Source organism: uncultured Ruegeria sp., from assembly GCF_947497005.1.
Lineage (GTDB): Bacteria > Pseudomonadota > Alphaproteobacteria > Rhodobacterales > Rhodobacteraceae > Ruegeria.
The window spans coordinates 1-18,948 of record NZ_CANMFF010000002.1 but is presented as its reverse complement, the minus strand read 5'-3'; the positions used below and the strand labels follow the sequence as shown (position 1 = coordinate 18,948).

Here is an 18,948-nt window from a genome sequence, read left to right as displayed (position 1 = left end):
AACAAGAGCAGCACCCATGCCCGACGATCTATTGACGCCTGAAGCGACCAATACCTATGACGCCTCATCGATCGAGGTGCTAGAAGGGCTGGAACCGGTGCGCAAACGCCCCGGTATGTATATCGGCGGCACGGATGAGCGGGCGCTGCATCACATGGTGGCCGAGATCCTCGACAACTCGATGGATGAGGCCGTCGCGGGCCATGCCAATCGGATCGAGGTCGAGCTGCACGCCGATTACGCACTGACCGTGCGCGACAACGGGCGTGGTATCCCAATCGACCCGCACCCCAAGTTCCCCGACAAATCCGCGCTCGAGGTGATCCTGTGCACCTTGCACGCGGGTGGCAAGTTTTCGGGCAAGGCCTATCAGACCTCGGGCGGTCTGCACGGTGTGGGTGCATCCGTGGTAAATGCCTTGTCGGATTCGATGGTCGTGCAGGTCGCGCGCGACAAGCAGCTGTTCGAACAACGCTTCTCACGCGGCGTCCCCCTTGGCCCGGTCGAAAAGGTCGGCGCAGCTCCAAACCGCCGCGGCACCACAGTCACCTTCCACGCCGATCCCGACATCTTCGGCCACCACAAGTTCAAACCGGCCCGCCTGTTCAAGTCCATCCGCTCCAAGGGCTACCTGTTCTCGGGCGTCGAAATCCGCTGGAAATCCGCCATCGACGATGGCGAGACGCCGACCGAGGCCACGTTTCATTTCCCCGGTGGCCTGTCGGATTACCTGAAAGAGACGATGAACGGCTCGTCCACCTATGCCGAGCAGCCATTTGCCGGAACAGTGGACTTTCAGGAGAAATTCGGCACCCCCGGCAAGGTCGAATGGGCGATCAACTGGACGCCCTCGCGCGACGGGTTCATCCAGTCCTACTGTAACACCGTCCCCACGCCCGAAGGCGGTACCCATGTGGCAGGCTTCTGGGCCGCGGTCCTCAAGGGGATCAAGGCTTATGGCGAGTTGATCAACAACAAGAAGGCCGCGCAGATTAACCGCGACGACCTGATCACCGGTGGTTGCGCGCTGGTGTCGTGCTTTATCTCTGAACCGGAATTCGTGGGCCAAACCAAAGACCGCCTTGCCACGGTCGAAGCGCAGCGACTGGTCGAGAACTCTGTCCGCGACCATTTCGACAACTGGCTGGCCGCGGACAACAAATCCGCCGGCGCGATCCTGGATTTCCTCATCCTGAGGTCAGAGGAACGCCTGCGCCGACGGGCCGAGAAGGAAACACAACGCAAGTCCGCCACTAAGAAACTTCGTCTCCCCGGCAAGTTGGTGGACTGTTCTAGTTCAACACGGGACGGCACGGAATTATTCATCGTCGAGGGAGATTCTGCGGGCGGGTCTGCCAAGATGGGCCGGAACCGCAAAACACAGGCCCTGCTGCCCCTGCGCGGCAAGATCCTGAACGTGCTGGGCGCGGCCAGTTCGAAACTGGGCACCAATGCCGAAATCAGCGATCTGACGCAGGCGCTGGGTGTCGGGCTTGGCACCAAGTTCAACGTCGACGATCTGCGTTATGACAAGATCATCATCATGACCGACGCGGATGTGGACGGGGCGCATATCGCGGCGCTGCTGATGACGTTCTTCTTCACCCAGATGCGGCCCATGATTGACGCGGGCCACCTCTACCTCGCCTGCCCGCCTCTGTACCGCCTGACCCAAGGCGCCAAACGCGTCTATTGTCTGGACGAGGCAGAGCGGGATGAATGGCTTGAGAAAGGTCTGGGCGGCAAAGGCAAGATCGACGTCTCACGCTTCAAAGGTCTGGGCGAGATGGACGCCAAGGACCTGAAAGAGACCACGATGGACCCGGCATCCCGGAAATTGATCCGGGTCACCATCGACGAGGACGAACCCGGCGAGACCGGCGATCTGGTCGAACGCCTGATGGGCAAAAAACCCGAACTGCGGTTCCAGTATATTCAGGAGAACGCGCGGTTTGTGGAGGAGTTGGATGTTTGAGTAGCCCTAATGCTTCATGAATATCTATCGCGTCTCGCGAGCGAGTATGTCTTTGAACGTGCTAAAAGTTTCTCTGGGAGTGATTTTGGAAATTTTGTACGGCACGACATAGCGATAGAAGCAAAGAAACGCCTACTTTTCCTACCATACGAACTAGAAGTGAAAGCAAGTGTCGGCCAATCACGTTGGGCTTCGGTACCGTGGTTAGCTTTCTTCGACCCACTCGTAACAGACACTGCAACTCGCGGTTATTACGTCGTTTACCTTATTAACGCACAAACAGAAGAGGTAGTGTTATCTCTCAATCAAGGTACGACTGAGGTTTACCGAGAATTCGGAGAAAACGACAAAGGTCGGAGTATTCTCGCTCGTCGTGCTGTCGACATAACAGAGAGAATTCCTGAGTTTTTTGAAAGATTTGACAGTGGTAGTATCAATCTCGGCTCGACGGAAAAACTTCCAGCAGGATACGTTGCTGGCCATGCATTTGGTAGGGTCTACCAAGCAGATGCCATTGATCCTAACCAGTTCTACGAAGACTTGGAAATGATGCTCGCGGCGTACAAAGCGCTTGTAGACCGAGGGGGCAGAACACCTGTCGACACCATGATGGAGGAGTCTGGTTCAACTGACATCCTCGAGACCAGGAGTTACGTTCTTTCTAGAAGAATTGAACGCGCAAAGAATGTAAGGTTGCGGGTTTTGGAGCGTCGCGGGATAAAATGCGAAGGTTGCGGTTTAGCGCCAGTCGAACACTATCGTTACGAAGGCCCAATCAAGAACGTTCCGCTTGATGTTCACCATGCAAAACCAATTCGAGAGCTCTCAGAAGGTGAGACACGCAGGTACAAAATTCCAGACGACTTCCTGGTGCTATGTCCAACTTGTCACCGAGTGATTCACAAACAGGAGGATGTAGCGGATATTGAGAAACTCAAGAATAGCATCAGCTTCTTTCACAAAAAAATAGTTGGCTAACAACTAGCTTGGGATGGGTGCATATATCTGTTTTTCAACTGCTGCTAGATTGCTGCAAGTATTCATCCTAACTAATTATGCATCTAGCGTGCTTAGGAGGCAAATTGCCCGAGTACAACCAGCCTCGCGCAATACGTTGGGAAGATGAAAAACGCAGCAACACCACACGTGCCGTCAAAAAACCAAAATATACTGCAATTCAAACATCTTCGGTTTACAAAACAAACCAAGAGCCGGCTTCCCCGCGACAAGCTGGCTTGGATTTAACGATTAAGGATTTGCAATGGCCCGCCTTTATGACAGTCGAAAACGTGTTCTCGTAACCGGTGGGGCCGGTTTCTTAGGCTCGCATCTGTGCGACCGGCTTTTGGATCAAGGGCATGAGGTTCTGTGCGTCGACAACCTGTTCACCGGCACCAAGCGCAATATCGACCATCTGCACAACAACCCGCGTTTCGAATTCCTGCGCCATGATGTGACCTTCCCGTTGTTCGTAGAGGTCGACGAGATCTACAACCTCGCCTGCCCGGCCTCGCCCGTGCATTATCAGCACGACCCGGTGCAGACGACCAAGACCAGCGTTCACGGCGCGATCAACATGCTGGGCCTGGCGAAACGGCTGAAATGCAAGATCTTTCAGGCCTCGACCTCCGAGGTGTACGGCGACCCGACCGTCCATCCGCAGACCGAAGATTATTGGGGCAACGTCAACCCGATTGGTCCGCGGTCCTGCTATGACGAGGGCAAGCGTTGCGCCGAGACGCTGTTCTTCGACTATCACCGCCAGATGGGGCTTGAGATCAAGGTGGCCCGCATCTTCAACACGTACGGACCCAGAATGCACCCCGCCGACGGGCGCGTGGTGTCGAATTTCATCATGCAGGCGCTGACGGGCGAGCCGATCACCATCTTTGGCGATGGCACGCAGACCCGGTCTTTCTGCTATGTGGATGATCTGATCGAAGGGTTCATCCGTTTGATGGAGTCCGACAAGGACGTCACTGGCCCTGTCAATCTGGGCAATCCCAATGAGTTCTCGATGAACGAACTGGCCAGCGAAGTGCAGGCGCTGGTGGGTGCGGAAACCCCTATCAGTTTTAAGGAGCTTCCTCAGGACGACCCAAAGCAACGCCAGCCCGATATCACACTGGCGCGGACCCTGCTGAATTGGGAGCCCAAAGTGCAGTTGAAAGAAGGGCTGGATGCAACCATCCGGTATTTCCGAGAGCTTCAGGCGGACGTCGCTTCGGGGTAAGTGAACCCGCAGGCTTTTCTGGTTCAGCGTCGGGTCGATCCCGATAGCCGGTGCTCTTCGAGCCTTCCAGGACACGCGACCTTTGGTTCAGTTTTTTGGCCAGAGTTTGGATCTTCACAGTTTCCCGTTGCCTAAACCGTTGATCCCGTTCACACTTACCTCAATTATAACAACAAAAAATTGAGGTAAGGGCGTCTAAACTTTTGACTGACACCAAGTTTACAGGACGGGAGGACGACATGAAAACACCGACCTATGGGCTGGCCTTTGCCCTTCTCGCGACCCAAGCTGTGGCGCAACAGACGCTCAGCCTGGCGTCTCCGATCCCGGACGGGGCGGAAACACGGTTTTGCTATTACAAAGGGCTGGCCTATTCCCCGGATTCCTTCATCGTGATCTTCGGCGACAATACCGTTACGGATACAATCAACACGCGTGAGGAACGGTTGCTGCGTTGCGTGGCAAGTGACAAAGGCACCATGCACTGGAAGCCTCAAAGCACATTTCAGGTGGGCCGGTAGGACACCCGCACCGCCATCGTCAAAGACGTTATGGCCGGATCAGACGGCCATTCCGATCAGTGCGACTCCGACGGCCATGAGTACGGCGGCGCCAAGCCGTCGTATCCAGTTGCCTTCCTTTAGGAAAATGAACCCTATCAGCGCAGCAAAAATGACCGAGGTTTCCCGCAGCGCCGAAACCGCGCCCAGAGGTGCAAAGTTCTTGGCATAGAGCACCAGACCATAAGCCGTCACCGAAACCAGCCCGCCAAGAATGCCCGTCATCCATACTTTGGCTGGCAAATCTTTTAGGGCGGCACGTTTCCGCACCCCGACGAATCCGGCTATGAACAGGTGTAAAAACGCCCCCCACGCCCAATAGCTGAGCGTATTGCCAGATAGCCGTACCCCAATTCCGTCAACGACCGAATAGATCGAAATGCAGAACCCGGTGCCCAACGCAAACACCATCGCACTGCGCCCTACGCCCGAGCGCAGCGCCTTCCAGCTGCTCAATTGAATACCCAAGGCGATCAGAGCGATCCCGGCCCAGGCCTGCAAGGGCAACACCTCGCCGACCAGAACCATTGCCCAAAGCGAGACCAGCGCCGGAACAATCCCGCGGGCGATGGGATAGACCACACTCAGGTCACCGTGCTGATAGGCTTTACCCAACATGAAATAATAACCGAAATGCACAACGGTCGAGAGCAGGATATAGACAAAGCTCTCTGCGTTTGGCAGTGGCAGCACCATCACCATAACCGTAGCGGGCACCACGTGGCCAAACGCGACCAAGCCCAGCATGGTGGTGCGATCAGCGGCCGTTTTCACGATCGCGTTCCACACCGCATGCAACAGGGCAGCCGAAAGAATAATGAGGACGACGAACAGGGACATGCCCGGACCTTTCTCGCAGAATTTGTGCGCATCAAGGGTCGGTTGCCCTATTCACATGTCGCGGTGTCGGCCAAGTAACTGATTTTTGTCAAGCCCGTTTCACTTCGGCTGGCCTTTCAGCCAAGTCTCGATTTGCGCAGCAGGCCCTTCCCAACCGGGTTCCATGAACAGGAAATGCGCATGATCCTCGACCAGCAAAAAGGTTCCGCGATCCCCATAGCGTTCTGCCAGTGCGCGGCAGGTATCAGGGTTGACCGCCCTGTCTTGCGCACCTGAAACCACCAAAACGGGGCACTCAACGTTGTCGAATTCAACTTTGATCGCGTGATGGTCGTCAAACATCCAGAAGAACATCTCAAACATCACGCGCCCGCTTTCAGCGCCCAACTGATCGAACACTGCGTGCTGTCGGGCCTCATCCATCTTGTTCAGAGCAAACGGGGCCATCAAATCGAACGCGACCCGCATGGGCTGTTTCCAGAAGGCTCCGCCTTCCATCAAGGCTCGTGGTACAGCTCGTTCATCATCGGTTTCGGGCAAGGTGCCCCAGGGTGCATTCGGATTGATCAAAACGATGGCACTGGCCAAACCGCGCGTCGCCACTTGCTGCGCCACCACCCCTGCAATGGCATGCCCCAGAATGACAGGTTTGCTGTCCAGACCCTGAACAAATTCCGCTATGTCGTTTGTGTAGTCCATGACACTGGTATCTGTTAGTCCCGGGTCAGGGTCCGCTTTCGGATCACCGCCATGGAAACGCAAGGCCGGAACGTGAACCGTCCAACCCAGGTCGCGAAAAAAAGCCGCGTAATCCTGCATGCACCAGGGCCCGGCAAAAGCACCGTGGATCAGAACAATTTCTTTAAACATCGAAGTCCCCCTCTGCGCTGCTTCCAGTATGAGGATGTGGTAAGATGTTACAACTGCTCGTGATCCCTGTTGCAGGACACACAACAGGTCCTAAGATCGGGCATATGAGTTTTATAGCCGACAACCAATTGCCTTTGCTGATCCTGTTTTTCCTGATCGGATCAATCGGCACCGCCTTTTTGTTTCGAAAACCCGCAGGTCACCGGGCATGGAAACTGGCCGATCTGGTCTGGGTCGTGCTGGGGGGCTTCGGCGCTTTGATTGCGGTTCTGGCGGGGCTTTATACCTCTGACAGTTCGCGGCTGGATCGTCAGATCGATGTGGCTTACGCAGCGACGTTGGCTTTTGACCGCGACGCTGCGCGGTTCCGGTTGCGATTCTGCGATCCCGCCTACGACCCGGACACGGCAGTGTTGTGCGACAAGGTCGAATTTCTGTCGGCCTCTACCGCCAGCAACTCGGAACTGCCATTGTTCATCGCTGTCACCAATGAAGTGGCCCCGCTGCAGGGGCTGCATTTCCTGTTCGGGGGCCAGTCCAAGGATGAAATGGAGGAAATTCGCGGTATGGCAGCTAAGGCGGACGCCTTCGATATCGATCAGTTTCTGGTCTTCACCTCAATGGACGAGAAAACTCAGACAGCCATCGATAACATGCGGCGCAAGGTTCCGGCGATCGCCGGAGACTATTTGATCCTGGCACAGAGTTATGACGATCTGATCGAGCAGGTCAGCAAGCTGAAGGAAGAATGGGAATACTTGCAGGACAACGCCCATATTCTGGTTTTGCAGATCGTTGCCCTGTGCCTTGTTAGTTTTGCGGCCCCATTCCGGCTGGGAAAATCTGTGGTCGAACTGCGTGCAACACTTAACGCCGATAAGCCTGCGCCAGTACCTGTGGATCAGTCCCCAGAAAATAGCGCAGAAGCGTCCATAGATTCCGCGCGCCCCGCCGAAACCATCCCACCCGTTCATACCGCTCCGCACTCGTAAATGCACGAGTGTTAAAAATCGTGATCCGCGGCAACGCGCGTGCCAACGCCACATCTTCCATCAACGGCTGGTCCGGAAATCCGCCCGCAGCCTGATATACATCTCGTGGAACCAGCAATCCCTGATCTCCGTATGGCAATCCAAACACCCGGCTGCGCAGATTGGCCCAACCCGCCACCCAGGCCGGAGCGATCCCGCGCGCGCGAAACGCCAGCCGGAAGGCGGCGGGTGTGTTCGAAGGAAAATGGGTGCTCACGGTCTCGCTCCATCCCTGTTGCAACACTGTGTCCGCGTGAAGGATCAGCAGCCAATCGCCTTTGGCCTGCGCGCATCCCCGGCGCAACTGACCACCACGGGACGGCGCACCTGTCACGACCTCTGCACCTGCCTCATGCGCTATATCCAGCGTGTGGTCCGTTGATCCTGCATCGCTGATGATCAGCTCCCGGATCAGCCCGGTTTGCAGCCCTTCCATCAAAGCCTCAAGGCACGCGGGCAAGGCGTCGGCGGCATTGCGGGTCGGAATCACAACTGAGATGGGGGCAGGCACGTCTGATAACCTCTGGTCTTGGCATCGGAACTTCCTATATCACGAGGCCAAAGGAAATGACGAGGACCAAGCCATGCCCACCCGCCGCATACTGCGCCTGACCGGCTCGGATACCGAAAGTTTTTTGCAGGACTTGATCACCAATGACATTCAGGGTCTGAACAACGGGCTGGTTTATGCAGCGCTGCTGACACCGCAAGGCAAGTATCTGGCGGATTTCTTCCTGAAACGCGATAGCGATGGCGTACTTCTGGATGTAGCCGAGCATCTTGCGGATGATCTGGTCAAACGTCTGACAATGTACAAGCTGCGTGCGGATGTTGCGATCGCGGGCACCAATCTGAACCTGCAACGCGGCACAGGTCCAGCGCCGGATGCCGCCCTGCCCGATCCCCGCCATCCGGACATGGGCTGGCGCATCTATTCCGCAACCCTTGAAGGGGATGACGGATCCGACTGGGACGCGCTGCGAGTTCAGCATTGCATTCCCGAGGCCGGCACAGAGTTGACCCCGGAAAGTTATATTCTGGAATCCGGGTTCGAGGCGCTGAATGGCGTGGACTTCAAAAAGGGCTGCTATGTCGGTCAGGAAGTGACCGCGCGCATGAAACACAAAACCGAGTTGCGCAAAGGTTTGCGAAGGGTGAACGTCGAAGGCTCAGCCCCAGTGGGAACCGAGATCACGGCAAATGGCAAACCCGTCGGCACGTTGCACACTCAGGCAGGCGGGCAAGGGATTGCCTATCTGCGATTTGATCGCGCGGGCGACAAGATGCAGGCGGGCGACGCCATGGTGCGTCTGAAGGACTGAACGCGCCTTGTTGCCAAATCGGCACGTCCGGCACAGCAGGATATATCGTAAAGTTTGAACCTGTCGTCCTTGGCTGCCAAAGTGCTGGCAAACAAGGCAACCCGGATACCTGCATGTTTCGACTTTATTCCGCGATCTGGCGCGCCAGCGCCGGGCGGCAAATCCTACTCATCCTTCTGTCCATTGCTATTGCAGGCCTTGCCGCCGTGCCGCTTGAGTTCCAACGCGGAATCGTCAACCACCTGACGTCCGACGATGTCGGGATCGAGAAACTGATCCAGCTGGGCATTGGCATGATGGCGGTCATCCTGCTGAGCCTGATATTGAAGTGGGTATTGGGGTTTCGCGCCGGAACCTTGGGTGAAGACATGATCCGGCTGATCCGGCAACGCTTGCTGTGGCGTTCGACCGACCTGAAGGATTCAGGCGAAGGCCTGCGCAAAGGCACTATGACCACGGCAGTTTCTGCCGAAGCTGAAGAGTTGGGAAAATTCGCAGGCGGTGCATTTTCAGACCCAGTCGTTCAGATCGGCACGCTGATCAGCGTAATCGGCTATATCTCATCCACCCAACCTGGCCTTGGGCTGATTGCGTTTTCCATGATTGTACCGCAAATCATCATCGTTTTGGCCTCGCAGCGCAAAGTGAACACCTTCGTCGCCGAGCGGGTCCATATATTACGCAACGCCACAGACAGGCTGACGACAGAGGATATTGAAGCCGTTGAGCGGGATATCAATTCCATGTTCGACGATATCTATGACACACGGCGGCGGATGTTTCTGTGGAAACTGTCAGCCAAGTTCCTGTTGAGCGTGATCAATGGGGCCGGAACCGTCGGCGTTCTGATGTTGGGCGGGTATCTGGTGTTACAAGGTAAAACGGATGTCGGCACCGTGGTGGCTGCCACCAGCGGGCTTACCCGCATACAAGGGCCCACGGCCTTTTTGATCGCCTTCTATCGCCAGGTGAGTGCGAACCGCATCAAATACGAGCTGATGCTAGAGCTGTTTGGCCCAGACCCGGCCCGCTACCGACATCGCCCCACCGCATAAAAAAGACCGCGCGGCGGGTGCCTGCGCGGTCTGGTGCGAAAAGTGACGGAATGTCACGCGCGTTCGGAATAATCCATCGTTTCGGTGTTCACGATGATCATTTCATCCTGACCGACGAAAGGTGGAACCATGACTTTCACACCATTGTCCAGCACCGCAGGCTTGAAAGAGTTCGCCGCCGTCTGTCCTTTGACGACCGGTTCGGTCTCGACAATTTTGCAGGTCACTTTCTGCGGCAGTGTCGCATTCAGCGCTTCGCTTTCGTAGAATTCTACGACGATGGTCATGCCGTCCTGCAGAAACGGGCGGCGATCACCCAGCAAATCAGCGGGCAATTCTATCTGTTCATAGGTTTCGGCATCCATGAACACCAGCATGCCGTCGGATTCGTACAGAAACTGCTGGTCCTTCTGTTCAAGGCGCACACGTTCAACCTTGTCCGCAGAACGGAACCGTTCGTTCAGCTTCGAACCATTACGCAAGTTGCGCAGTTCAACCTGCGCGAAAGCCCCGCCTTTACCGGGCTTTACATGGTCGACCTTGACCGCTGCCCACAGGCCGTCGTTATGCTCAAGCACATTGCCGGGGCGAATTTCGTTCCCATTTATCTTGGGCATGACTTAAATCCTTCACAAACGGTTGATGCGTCAGTTGCGCCCCCTATATCTGGCGGGACCACACCTGACAAGACAACGAAACCTAGTGCTGCAGGTGCAGCGAGATATGCAAATGACGCAACGCAACTATGCATTTCAACTGTATCCGAATCACACCTAATAGGTCATAAGGACCCTCACGCCGAAAATGCAAGAGCAAGAACAACAAGGGAAACGAGATGAGAGATTTCGTTGACGGCACTGCCTTTAACAATGAGCAAGGCAATCGTGCACGTAAACTTTTCGCGGCCGTTGTGTTGGCTGCGCTGGACGACGCAATTGCCGATGACAAGAAATATGGCAATGGCCCGGAACAGATCGCCCGCTGGGCTCGCTCGCGCGATGGCCGCGAGGTCCTGTCCTGTGCAGGCATCGACCCGAATGAACGGGTTGTGGACGGATTGATGGATTTCGTAGGACGTGGCGTACGCACCTCGGTTGCGCTGTCGCGTGAAGAAAGCGAACGCCGTAATGCTGCACAGCAGGCAGAAGCCGCCTGATCCAAGGCGTTTTCAGCATGAAAAAACGCGCTCTGCCAGTTAGAGCGCGTTTTTCTATGCCCGATCGCCGTGCAGTCAGTGGTTGATCAAAAGAACAATAGCCACTGCCGTACCACCCAGATTTCAGCTGCCAGCATAGTTGCAAACAGCGCTTTGCCCCAAACAGGCAAGCCACGCCGCCACAGCAAGACATATGCAGCCAGACAGATCGCGGCTGACATCGGCGCCACCCATAGGGCGTGATAGTCGCTGTCCCAGTAACTGACCGGGCTGTAGAACACCCAATTGCTGAGGGGCCAGAACTGTGGCCGCCCATCCCCGGCATGAAGTAGAAAATCTGTCGCAAGATGCAGAAGACCTGCCGCTGCCCCGACAGCCAGAACACACCAACCTCTCCAGACTGCCAGCAGGAATGCCAACCCCCATAAGATAAAAGAATTGTCTATGGCGAATACGGTCTGCCAAGCCGGAGAAAAGTAAAGCTGCCCAAAGACCACCTGTTCCGGAATACCCAGAACAAACAGGGACACGCCTGCCATCAGGTACAGGGACAGATCCGGCAGCAACGCTCCTGCCAACGCAGCCCAAAGAATACGCCCCTGTGGAGGCCGGGCAAACGCCGCAGCCCCGATCAAAAGATGTGCTGGCGTATTCATCCGGGGCTTTCCCTTTCGGCTTAAATCAGATCATCTGCGCCTCGACATATAGGAGACAAAGCATGGTTCGCGCCATCATGATTCAAGGCACCGGCAGCAATGTTGGAAAATCGGTTCTGGTGGCAGGGCTTGCGCGCGCCTACACGCGGCGGGGGTTGCAGGTCGCGCCGTTCAAACCGCAAAACATGTCGAACAATGCAGCCGTCACCGAAAACGGGGGGGAGATTGGCCGCGCGCAGGCGCTTCAGGCACGCGCGGCAAAGCGGGCAACCCATACGGACATGAACCCTATTTTGTTGAAACCCGAAACGGATACCGGGGCGCAGATCATCGTTCAGGGGCAACGAGCGGGCACAATGAAGGCTGGCGACTACCGCAAGGACAAATCCAAGTTGCTTGGGGCCGCGCTGGATAGCTTTGACCGGTTGTGCGCTGACGTCGATCTGGTTCTGATCGAGGGCGCTGGCAGCCCAGCTGAAACCAACCTGCGCAAGAGCGACATTGCCAATATGGGATTTGCCTGTGCTGCGGATGTTCCCGTGGTTCTGGTCGGGGATATTCACCGCGGCGGCGTGATAGCCCAGATCGTCGGCACTCAGGCGGTGCTGGACATGGGCGATCTGGCGCAGATCCGCGGATTTGCCGTCAATCGGTTCAAAGGGGAAGTGTCCCTATTTGACGAAGGCCGCGATGACATTGCCGCCCGTACCGGCTGGCCTTGTCTGGGGGTTGTGCCATGGTTTCACGACGCCTGGAAACTGCCGGCCGAGGATATGATGGACATCCGCTCTCATACCGGCGGCGCATGCAAGGTCGTGGTGCCTCAGCTTGAGCGCATGGCAAATTTCGACGACCTCGATCCGCTGTCGGCGGAACCCGGCGTGAGTGTCGAAATCGTCCCTGCTGGGCGACCCCTGCCCGGTGACGCAGATCTGGTTCTGTTGCCGGGAAGCAAATCCACGATTGGTGATCTTACCTATTTCTTGGCACAGGGTTGGGACATCGACCTTTATGCCCATGTCCGTCGGGGCGGGCATGTTCTGGGGCTGTGCGGTGGCTATCAGATGTTGGGCAAAACCATTTCCGATCCGGATGGCGTCGACGGCAGGCCGGGCAAGGTCACCGGGTTGGGGTTGCTGGATGTCGACACCATCATGGGCGGCCATAAACAGGTCATCCTGCGTTCGGCCCATGCCCTGCCCGACCAGGAACCGGTCAGCGGGTACGAAATTCACATGGGTCACACAGATGGGCCGGACTGCGCCCGGGCATGGCTGGAGGTCGAAGGTCGACCAGAGGGTGCGGCCAGCGCAAACGGACGGATCAAAGGCAGCTATTTACACGGTATCTTTTCGTCCGACGCATTCCGCGCACGCTATTTGTCTAAGCTGGGTGTGACATCGGATACTGCTTACGAAGACGGTGTAGAACAGACGCTGGATGATCTGGCCGATCATCTGGAACGCCACATGGATCTTGACCTGCTACTGAGCCTGGCACAGCCACCGAAACCCGGTTAAGGCTTATTCCAACTCTTTCGCAGCAAGCGCGCGCGCGATTTCCCGCCGTACCATCTTACGCACGTTCCGCGTGATGCGTTCTCCCATCGCACCCTGAAGCTCCTGCCGGACCACTTCAGAGATCAGGTCGCGCAATGCTTCTTCATCCATGTCGATCGTCGCGACATCTTCGTCAACTTCATCGCCCGACACGGGGTCGAACGTCTGGGACGACCGGATGAACTCTGCTTGAAATGACGCATCATCCCCCTGCTCTGGGTTATCTGCCGCTTTGACTTCGGCTGATCCCACGGACATGGCGGCCGCGAATTCCTCTTCGACATTCCATGGCAGGGATTGCGTCGGCGTGCCCGAATAGGCATCGGCACTATCGCCATCCGGCTCCCACTGATCCTCGGTTTGCGCGATAGCGGCTTCCAACGCTTCGATTTTGGCGCTCAGACTGATCGCGGGATCATCCGACCGGTCTGGTTTGGAGGTTTTTACCTCTGCCTTCTGATCCGTTGTGTTGGCCGGTTCGCCCGCGCGAACAATATCACATGCACGCAGCAGCATCGGCTTGGCCGAGTCGGCATTATCGTGCCCCGGCTTGCCGGGACTCACTTCAGCCCGAGCAGGCTTGCTGATACGCAACGCGTCAGTCAGCACCAATCGCCCTGGCTTGCGCGATACAGCCTGTTGATCTGAGGTGGATTTACTGCGACTGTCTTCACTGACCAGACGTTTGACCGAAGACAGAACGTCTTCGATCCCTGCTTTCACGACATTATCAGACATTGTTCTCTACCGCTCTATCGTTGGATCGAGTGTAGCCAAACAATCCGAACCCCACAACAGATAGTATTGCCGATCAATCCCGACGCAACGCTTTGAGAACGCGATCCAGATCTTTGCTCTGCTTGCTGACCCGAGCCGGGGCCTTCTTGACCAGATTATAATACAAAGTCGGATCATAGATCTGCACGGCCAGCCCCAGACGTTCTGCCGTCAGCAGACCTTGCGCCTGCAACAGCTGATACGCCGCACGGGACCGTTCAGTGCGCGATGCCACTTCGGCCAGCTGCGCGTCCAGCAGATCCTGCTGGGCATTCAGAACGTCCAATGTTGTCCGGGCACCCAATGTCGCTTCTTCGCGGATGCCATCAAAAGCAACCTGCGATGCGCGAACTCGTTCCGTCGACGCCCTCAGGCTGGCGCTGGCCGCCTGAAACGCGGCGTATCGATCTGTAACGCCCTGCGTGATGTCCTTTTGCACATTCAGGAGGTTCGCGCGCGACGCATCCCGGGTTGCCATAGCGCGCCGCACATTCGCGGCCAACCGGCCACCGGCATAAATCGGTTGAGTGAAGTCCAGCGACACGGTCGCGTCATTCACATAATCGTCGTTGTCATAGCTTTCCCTAACGCCCGCATCCGCGTTCAGGCTGACATTCGGCCCAAAGTTGGCCCGCTGTTGCTGTACAATCAGATCAAATGCACGGACCTGATGTTGTGCCGACAGAATCGCCGGGTGGTTGCGTTGCGCGAGGCTGACCGCCTCGGCCTCACTCCGCGGCAGTTTGGGCAGGCTCGGTTGACCGGCCGTCCGTCCTGGCGCCTTGCCAACCGCATTTACATATTCAGCCTGCGCAATGCTTAATTCACCGCGTGCAACCGCAAGATCCGCCTGCGAGCTTGCCAGCTGCGCCTCGGAGAGAGCGACATCCGTACGGGTAACCTCCCCGACCTCAAAGCGGTCATTTGATGCGCGCAGTTCTTCCGCCGAAACATCCACGTTGTTCTGGCGAATAGAGACGGTTTCTTCCTGCAGCAGCACGCCAAGATAAGCGTTCGTGGCGCGGATAAGAACCTGTTGCTCAATGTCGATCAGGCTTTGCCGCGTCGACAGCACAGTTTCCTGCGCCGATTGCTTGCCTAGAACCGAAGCGCCGCCATCATAAAGAAGCTGGCTAAGCCCCAGCCCGGTGAAAAACCGGGACGGCTCGGTCGTCGTGACCACATTGCTGGTCCGTGACCGAGTATAGTCCTGGCTGACCTGCACGGTCCAGTTGATGATCGGTCGCAACGCGGAAAGCGCGATCGCCACGTCTTCATCTGCTGCACGCAGCAGCGCCCGGTTCTGTTCCAGCAAGCCGCTGGTGTTATATGCGCCAATGAAGGCGTCTGTTATATTATCAGCCCACGCCGCACGCCCTGGCATTATGCTCATGGCAAGTCCTGCGGTCACTGCGAATGCCCTGACCAGCTTGCCTGTCGCCGAACCACGCATACCGAAATCCTCTCAAATCGAAATTACACTGCCCTGCAGGCAGTTTGCGGTCTTCTTTTCAACTAATCAAGGCGGCAGAAAAATCTATCGGCGGACTATAGCGAAAATGCACACTCTGCCGAAAAACTCTCTAGTATCGGTGCGCTGGCGTTGAATGCATTGCGCCAGCTGACACGACCACCCGACTTCCGGCCAATCCGCACCGTGCCAAGGTTGCCTTCGACAAACAGGCAAGCGATCCGGCCATGTTCCTTGAGCTGACCCAGCAGAACCTCTGGAATCTGTTCAACGCCACCCTGCACCATTATTGCATCATACGGGCCATGCTCAGCCACGCCCTGCTCCAACGGGCCTACATGGATAATTGCATTGTCCACATCGGCTTCAGCCAAAAGACTCTGCGCCTCTGAGGCCAGCGTCTCGTCGCTTTCCACGCCAACGACCAATTGTGCCATCTGCGCAGCAACGGCCGTGGAATACCCCATTGCCGGAGCAATATCGAGAACCATCTCGTCGTTCGATATGTTCAGCGCATCCAGCATTTTAGCCAACGTCCGCGGTTCGAGCATGTTACGCCCGCCACCCAGATCGATCACGCCGTCCACATAGGCGGCTTCGCGCTGTGCGTCAGGCACAAAGCTCTCGCGCTGGACACTCAACATCGCCTCAATGATCGGGAACTTGGTAACATCAGAGGGTCGGATCTGCGTATCAACCATTGTGCGGCGCCGGGCTGCGAAATCTGTCATTGGATCTCTCGTCTCATTCCCAAAGTTATCCGGCTTGTGCCATATCCTGAACCGCCCAGCAACGGCCCTGTTGACGCAACCTGGCTGCACCTTTGCGTTTGCGGTCGTGGGCCTCGGCAAATTTCAATCTTGTCGTCAAAATTGCACGCAATCCACTGGACGCCCCCAAGGAAAGCTGTTAAAACCCACGCACACCACGGCAAGTATTTGATTTTACTTGAAAAGGCGAGTTGGCGGAGTGGTGACGCAGCGGATTGCAAATCCGTGTACACCGGTTCGATTCCGGTACTCGCCTCCACAATATCTTGCGCTTTAGTCCAAACTTTGCCACTCCCGCCACAACATGTAGTCGCGTAATTTTTGTGCACAATTCGTACACAGTCCGCGTGCAGATTCGACTGCAATTTGAGACCTTTTGCCGTATACTGAGAAAAAACAGACATCTAGGCGAAGCAGCACGCGATGAGCTACGGCGTTACCACTGTAAATGTGCACAAAAAACTGAAGCTGGATAAGCGTGATGGCAGCGAAAATTGGTACGTGCGGCTGACTTTGGACAACGGCAAACGTGTTGTGAAAAGCACAAAGACAGACGACTTGGAGGAAGCGAAAGAGCGCGCAATTGAATTGTACCACGAGACCAAAGCGCGCATCAAAAACCACCTCCCTGCTCAAACCCGTAAATTCAAGCACGTAGCTGAGTATGCGATTGCGCGAATGCAGCGCGAACTTGATGAAGGCGGCGGCAAGCAAGCTTACAAAGATTACTTCTCAGCACTGCGCATTTGGCTCATCCCGTATTTTGGTGACACGGATGTAGCGAAGATAGACTTGGCAATGCTGACCAAGTTTGACGCATGGCGTACTGAGACGAACAAAAAGCCATTCTCCCAAAGCGGCATCAATAATCACAATGCAGCACTGAACAGAGTTTTGGACGAAGCGGAGCTACACGGTTGGATCGTAAAATCCATGCGGCCCACCCTGCTTAACAAAGGCGTCAAAAGCGAAAGCAGAGGAAGCTTCACTGACGCAGAGTACAAGAAGATTTATTCGGCGCTGCGCAGTTGGCACAAAAAGACGAAAGACAAGAAGGCGATTGCGACGCGCGAGGTGCTACGAAACTACGTGCTGTTTCTGGCAAACACTGGAGTGCGACACGGTACGGAGGCATTGCGGCTGCGTTGGCGCAACATTGAATGGCAGGAAAATGACGGCGAACGCTATTTGGTTGTGAACGTAGACGGGAAAACACGAAAGAGAAGCGCAGTGGCGCGAGACACAGTGGAAGGCTACTTGGACAGACAAAGTAAGCTGAACCCTGCTCTCAGCTACGACAGCTTCGCTCAGCTCATCTCAGCTAAAAACAACGAACTTGTTTTCACGACGCGCTTGGGCGCTGTTGCAAACATCGCGAGTTTAAACCGCGCATTTAATGCGCTGCTGGACGACTTGGGTTTGAAAGTTGGTGCTGATGGCAAATCTCGCACTCTGTATAGCTTGCGGCACTACTACGCGACGCGCGACTTGAAGCGCGGCATCAGCACACATGCATTGAGCAATCAAATGGGTAACAGCACGGCGATGCTGGATAAGCACTACAGCAAATACAGCCCCTTGCTTAATGCGGATATGCACAGCGGACGCGACATGCGAAAAAGCCAGAAGAAGGAGGCGGCGGCAAACGGCGGGGGCGTGGTGGAAACGGCGTTCAGAATGCTTGCAGCGGGCAAACTGGATGAAGCAGGGCTTCTGGCGGCTTTGGGCGTTGAACGGCAGAACTACGTGGTGACAGAAGAGATTGCGATGAAGGCGTTGGCGGCAAAGAGTGACGACTTGATAGAGGGCGATACACTACTGCGGATACTGAATGGATAAGTATACTGCCCGCGCAATACTAACTGTCGATCAGAACCTTTATCGTTTTCAACGTCGCCTTAAGCTCAGCCTCCTGCATGTTGACGGTCCTGCCATGCATAATTGCATTTCTGATGTCGAATACACTCCTAAGATTTGCCAACTGCTCCTTGTCTAGACCAAGGCTGTTCAGTGTACTTATTTTGCCAAACTTATTGAGAACATCTGTCATGTTCCAGTTTTCAATGCGCTTCCGTATCGCAGTCTCAGTTGCAGGGAGTGCGGCAACGGAATCCATCAATTTTTGACGTATGAATGCTTCAGCGGAGACTGCGGCATCCAAGTGAGCACCGCGAACGTCACCTGCTGCCAACCTGCGGTTCGCCTCATGAAAAATGTCAATCCAAATTGGAGTTTGCTCTCCAGATTGAAGCTTTTGTTGAATAAGCTCCCAATTCTCAATCGAAACACTTGGAAGCATGTAACCAATTATCGTGTCATTAAAGCTGGCCACGTATTCCAGAGGATCAACAGCAGCTAAATACCGCCACCCAGGGTGAGCATCGTGACGTTCGAGCGGCAGGCCAAAAAATGAAGAACCCGTTGTCCACCTTGTTACCCTGCACCAGTAATCAAAGGAACGGGACGCGATGTTCGATAGCTTCCGCCCCTCACTTCGAAAGCCCTCATTAGTGTTCTGCTCCCAAAACAAATGATTGGTTCTCGTTTCAGATTCGACCATTTCTTCTGTTAGATTGAAATTGTCACTTTCTAGCACTGACCTGCCCCCCGAAACTTCCCTCGCTCTGATGTAGAGTTTGCTCAACTTTTCGAAGGAGCAAACGAATGCGAAAG

General features: G+C 55.7%; 19 protein-coding genes, 1 tRNA gene and 1 pseudogene. 12 read left to right on the top strand and 9 right to left on the bottom strand.

Going from position 1 to position 18,948, the window contains the following annotated elements; all coding sequences use genetic code 11:
• Nucleotides 1-16 precede the first annotated feature (16 nt).
• From parE to Q0816_RS02475, 5 genes are all read left to right on the top strand, one after another.
• The gene (gene parE / locus Q0816_RS02495; protein WP_298847327.1) at nt 17-1,975 is read left to right on the top strand and encodes a DNA topoisomerase IV subunit B; all 1,959 of its coding nucleotides are present in this window, start codon (nt 17-19) and stop codon (nt 1,973-1,975) included.
• 9 nt (nt 1,976-1,984) lie between these two features.
• Nucleotides 1,985-2,953 carry a DUF3578 domain-containing protein gene (locus Q0816_RS02490; RefSeq protein ID WP_298847324.1) on the top strand — a complete coding sequence of 323 codons (969 nt, stop codon included), beginning with the start codon at nt 1,985-1,987 and terminating at the stop codon, nt 2,951-2,953.
• Nucleotides 2,954-3,057: 104 nt separating this feature from the next.
• Entirely contained in the window at nt 3,058-3,276 is a 219-nt protein-coding gene (locus Q0816_RS02485; protein WP_298847321.1) for a hypothetical protein, read from the top strand.
• On the top strand, nt 3,237-4,208 hold the full coding sequence (locus Q0816_RS02480; protein WP_298847320.1) for a UDP-glucuronic acid decarboxylase family protein: 972 nt from the start codon (nt 3,237-3,239) through the stop codon (nt 4,206-4,208). Before Q0816_RS02485 ends, Q0816_RS02480 begins: the two co-directional genes overlap by 40 nt.
• 239 nt (nt 4,209-4,447) lie before the next feature.
• Nucleotides 4,448-4,729 carry a hypothetical protein gene (locus Q0816_RS02475; protein ID WP_298847317.1) on the top strand — a complete coding sequence of 94 codons (282 nt, stop codon included), beginning with the start codon at nt 4,448-4,450 and terminating at the stop codon, nt 4,727-4,729.
• Between the two features lie 39 nt (nt 4,730-4,768).
• On the opposite strand, the gene Q0816_RS02470 is transcribed toward Q0816_RS02475, so the two are convergent.
• Together Q0816_RS02470 and Q0816_RS02465 are read right to left on the bottom strand one after the other, a co-directional pair.
• The gene (locus Q0816_RS02470) at nt 4,769-5,608 is read right to left on the bottom strand and encodes a DMT family transporter (protein WP_298847314.1); all 840 of its coding nucleotides are present in this window, start codon (nt 5,606-5,608) and stop codon (nt 4,769-4,771) included.
• A gap of 99 nt (nt 5,609-5,707) precedes the next feature.
• Complete coding sequence (locus Q0816_RS02465) at nt 5,708-6,478, bottom strand: alpha/beta hydrolase (protein ID WP_298847311.1); 771 nt, start codon at nt 6,476-6,478, stop codon at nt 5,708-5,710.
• 104 nt (nt 6,479-6,582) lie between these two features.
• Here Q0816_RS02465 and Q0816_RS02460 point away from each other — a divergent pair.
• Nucleotides 6,583-7,338, top strand: a pseudogene (locus Q0816_RS02460) (hypothetical protein); the annotation flags it as partial.
• Between the two features lie 7 nt (nt 7,339-7,345).
• Here Q0816_RS02460 and Q0816_RS02455 read toward each other — a convergent pair.
• Nucleotides 7,346-8,020, bottom strand: a complete 675-nt coding sequence (locus Q0816_RS02455; RefSeq protein ID WP_298847308.1) for a TIGR04283 family arsenosugar biosynthesis glycosyltransferase — start codon at nt 8,018-8,020, stop codon at nt 7,346-7,348.
• 73 nt (nt 8,021-8,093) lie between these two features.
• On the opposite strand from Q0816_RS02455, the gene Q0816_RS02450 reads away from it, so the two are divergent.
• Both Q0816_RS02450 and Q0816_RS02445 read left to right on the top strand, forming a co-directional pair.
• On the top strand, nt 8,094-8,831 hold the full coding sequence (locus Q0816_RS02450; RefSeq protein ID WP_298847305.1) for a folate-binding protein: 738 nt from the start codon (nt 8,094-8,096) through the stop codon (nt 8,829-8,831).
• 113 nt (nt 8,832-8,944) lie between these two features.
• A complete protein-coding gene (locus tag Q0816_RS02445; protein WP_298847303.1) occupies nt 8,945-9,886 on the top strand; it encodes an ABC transporter transmembrane domain-containing protein in 942 nt (313 codons plus the stop codon).
• Between the two features lie 53 nt (nt 9,887-9,939).
• Here the strand turns inward: Q0816_RS02445 and efp are convergent, their stop codons facing one another.
• Nucleotides 9,940-10,503, bottom strand: a complete 564-nt coding sequence (efp, locus tag Q0816_RS02440) for an elongation factor P (protein WP_298847300.1) — start codon at nt 10,501-10,503, stop codon at nt 9,940-9,942.
• Between the two features lie 218 nt (nt 10,504-10,721).
• On the opposite strand from efp, the gene Q0816_RS02435 reads away from it, so the two are divergent.
• Nucleotides 10,722-11,042: a DUF6280 family protein gene (locus tag Q0816_RS02435; RefSeq protein WP_298847297.1), complete on the top strand. Its 321-nt coding sequence runs from the start codon at nt 10,722-10,724 to the stop codon at nt 11,040-11,042.
• 86 nt (nt 11,043-11,128) lie between these two features.
• Here the strand turns inward: Q0816_RS02435 and Q0816_RS02430 are convergent, their stop codons facing one another.
• Nucleotides 11,129-11,698 (bottom strand): cobalamin biosynthesis protein CobQ, encoded by a 570-nt coding sequence (locus tag Q0816_RS02430; RefSeq protein WP_298847295.1) that lies wholly within the window; start codon nt 11,696-11,698, stop codon nt 11,129-11,131.
• Between the two features lie 62 nt (nt 11,699-11,760).
• On the opposite strand from Q0816_RS02430, the gene Q0816_RS02425 reads away from it, so the two are divergent.
• Nucleotides 11,761-13,218 carry a cobyric acid synthase gene (locus Q0816_RS02425; protein ID WP_298847292.1) on the top strand — a complete coding sequence of 486 codons (1,458 nt, stop codon included), beginning with the start codon at nt 11,761-11,763 and terminating at the stop codon, nt 13,216-13,218.
• A 3-nt stretch (nt 13,219-13,221) separates the two neighbouring features.
• Here Q0816_RS02425 and Q0816_RS02420 read toward each other — a convergent pair whose 3' ends face one another.
• The 3 genes from Q0816_RS02420 to Q0816_RS02410 form a co-directional block, all read right to left on the bottom strand.
• Complete coding sequence (locus Q0816_RS02420; RefSeq protein WP_298847289.1) at nt 13,222-13,995, bottom strand: hypothetical protein; 774 nt, start codon at nt 13,993-13,995, stop codon at nt 13,222-13,224.
• 73 nt (nt 13,996-14,068) lie between these two features.
• Complete coding sequence (locus Q0816_RS02415) at nt 14,069-15,487, bottom strand: TolC family outer membrane protein (protein ID WP_298847286.1); 1,419 nt, start codon at nt 15,485-15,487, stop codon at nt 14,069-14,071.
• A 95-nt stretch (nt 15,488-15,582) separates the two neighbouring features.
• Complete coding sequence (locus tag Q0816_RS02410) at nt 15,583-16,236, bottom strand: protein-L-isoaspartate O-methyltransferase (protein ID WP_298847283.1); 654 nt, start codon at nt 16,234-16,236, stop codon at nt 15,583-15,585.
• 224 nt (nt 16,237-16,460) lie between these two features.
• On the opposite strand from Q0816_RS02410, the gene Q0816_RS02405 reads away from it, so the two are divergent.
• Both Q0816_RS02405 and Q0816_RS02400 read left to right on the top strand, forming a co-directional pair.
• Nucleotides 16,461-16,534, top strand: a tRNA-Cys gene (locus Q0816_RS02405).
• Nucleotides 16,535-16,698: 164 nt separating this feature from the next.
• On the top strand, nt 16,699-18,114 hold the full coding sequence (locus tag Q0816_RS02400) for a tyrosine-type recombinase/integrase (RefSeq protein WP_298847280.1): 1,416 nt from the start codon (nt 16,699-16,701) through the stop codon (nt 18,112-18,114).
• A 19-nt stretch (nt 18,115-18,133) separates the two neighbouring features.
• On the opposite strand, the gene Q0816_RS02395 is transcribed toward Q0816_RS02400, so the two are convergent.
• On the bottom strand, nt 18,134-18,948 hold an 815-nt coding region (locus Q0816_RS02395), incomplete at its 5' end, for a hypothetical protein (RefSeq protein ID WP_298847277.1).

Bases quoted from the DNA above. Each gene is read 5' to 3' on its own strand.
- Q0816_RS02420 (WP_298847289.1), bottom strand. From the start codon at position 13,995: ATGTCTGATAATGTCGTGAAAGCAGGGATCGAAGACGTTCTGTCTTCG.
- Q0816_RS02410 (WP_298847283.1), bottom strand. From the start codon at position 16,236: ATGACAGATTTCGCAGCCCGGCGCCGCACAATGGTTGATACGCAGATC.
- Q0816_RS02435 (WP_298847297.1), top strand. From the start codon at position 10,722: ATGAGAGATTTCGTTGACGGCACTGCCTTTAACAATGAGCAAGGCAAT.
- Q0816_RS02490 (WP_298847324.1), top strand. From the start codon at position 1,985: ATGCTTCATGAATATCTATCGCGTCTCGCGAGCGAGTATGTCTTTGAA.
- Q0816_RS02480 (WP_298847320.1), top strand. From the start codon at position 3,237: ATGGCCCGCCTTTATGACAGTCGAAAACGTGTTCTCGTAACCGGTGGG.
- Q0816_RS02445 (WP_298847303.1), top strand. From the start codon at position 8,945: ATGTTTCGACTTTATTCCGCGATCTGGCGCGCCAGCGCCGGGCGGCAA.
- Q0816_RS02470 (WP_298847314.1), bottom strand. From the start codon at position 5,608: ATGTCCCTGTTCGTCGTCCTCATTATTCTTTCGGCTGCCCTGTTGCAT.
- Q0816_RS02465 (WP_298847311.1), bottom strand. From the start codon at position 6,478: ATGTTTAAAGAAATTGTTCTGATCCACGGTGCTTTTGCCGGGCCCTGG.
- Q0816_RS02415 (WP_298847286.1), bottom strand. From the start codon at position 15,487: ATGCGTGGTTCGGCGACAGGCAAGCTGGTCAGGGCATTCGCAGTGACC.
- Q0816_RS02430 (WP_298847295.1), bottom strand. From the start codon at position 11,698: ATGAATACGCCAGCACATCTTTTGATCGGGGCTGCGGCGTTTGCCCGG.
- Q0816_RS02450 (WP_298847305.1), top strand. From the start codon at position 8,094: ATGCCCACCCGCCGCATACTGCGCCTGACCGGCTCGGATACCGAAAGT.
- Q0816_RS02475 (WP_298847317.1), top strand. From the start codon at position 4,448: ATGAAAACACCGACCTATGGGCTGGCCTTTGCCCTTCTCGCGACCCAA.
- Q0816_RS02400 (WP_298847280.1), top strand. From the start codon at position 16,699: ATGAGCTACGGCGTTACCACTGTAAATGTGCACAAAAAACTGAAGCTG.
- Q0816_RS02425 (WP_298847292.1), top strand. From the start codon at position 11,761: ATGGTTCGCGCCATCATGATTCAAGGCACCGGCAGCAATGTTGGAAAA.
- efp (WP_298847300.1), bottom strand. From the start codon at position 10,503: ATGCCCAAGATAAATGGGAACGAAATTCGCCCCGGCAATGTGCTTGAG.
- parE (WP_298847327.1), top strand. From the start codon at position 17: ATGCCCGACGATCTATTGACGCCTGAAGCGACCAATACCTATGACGCC.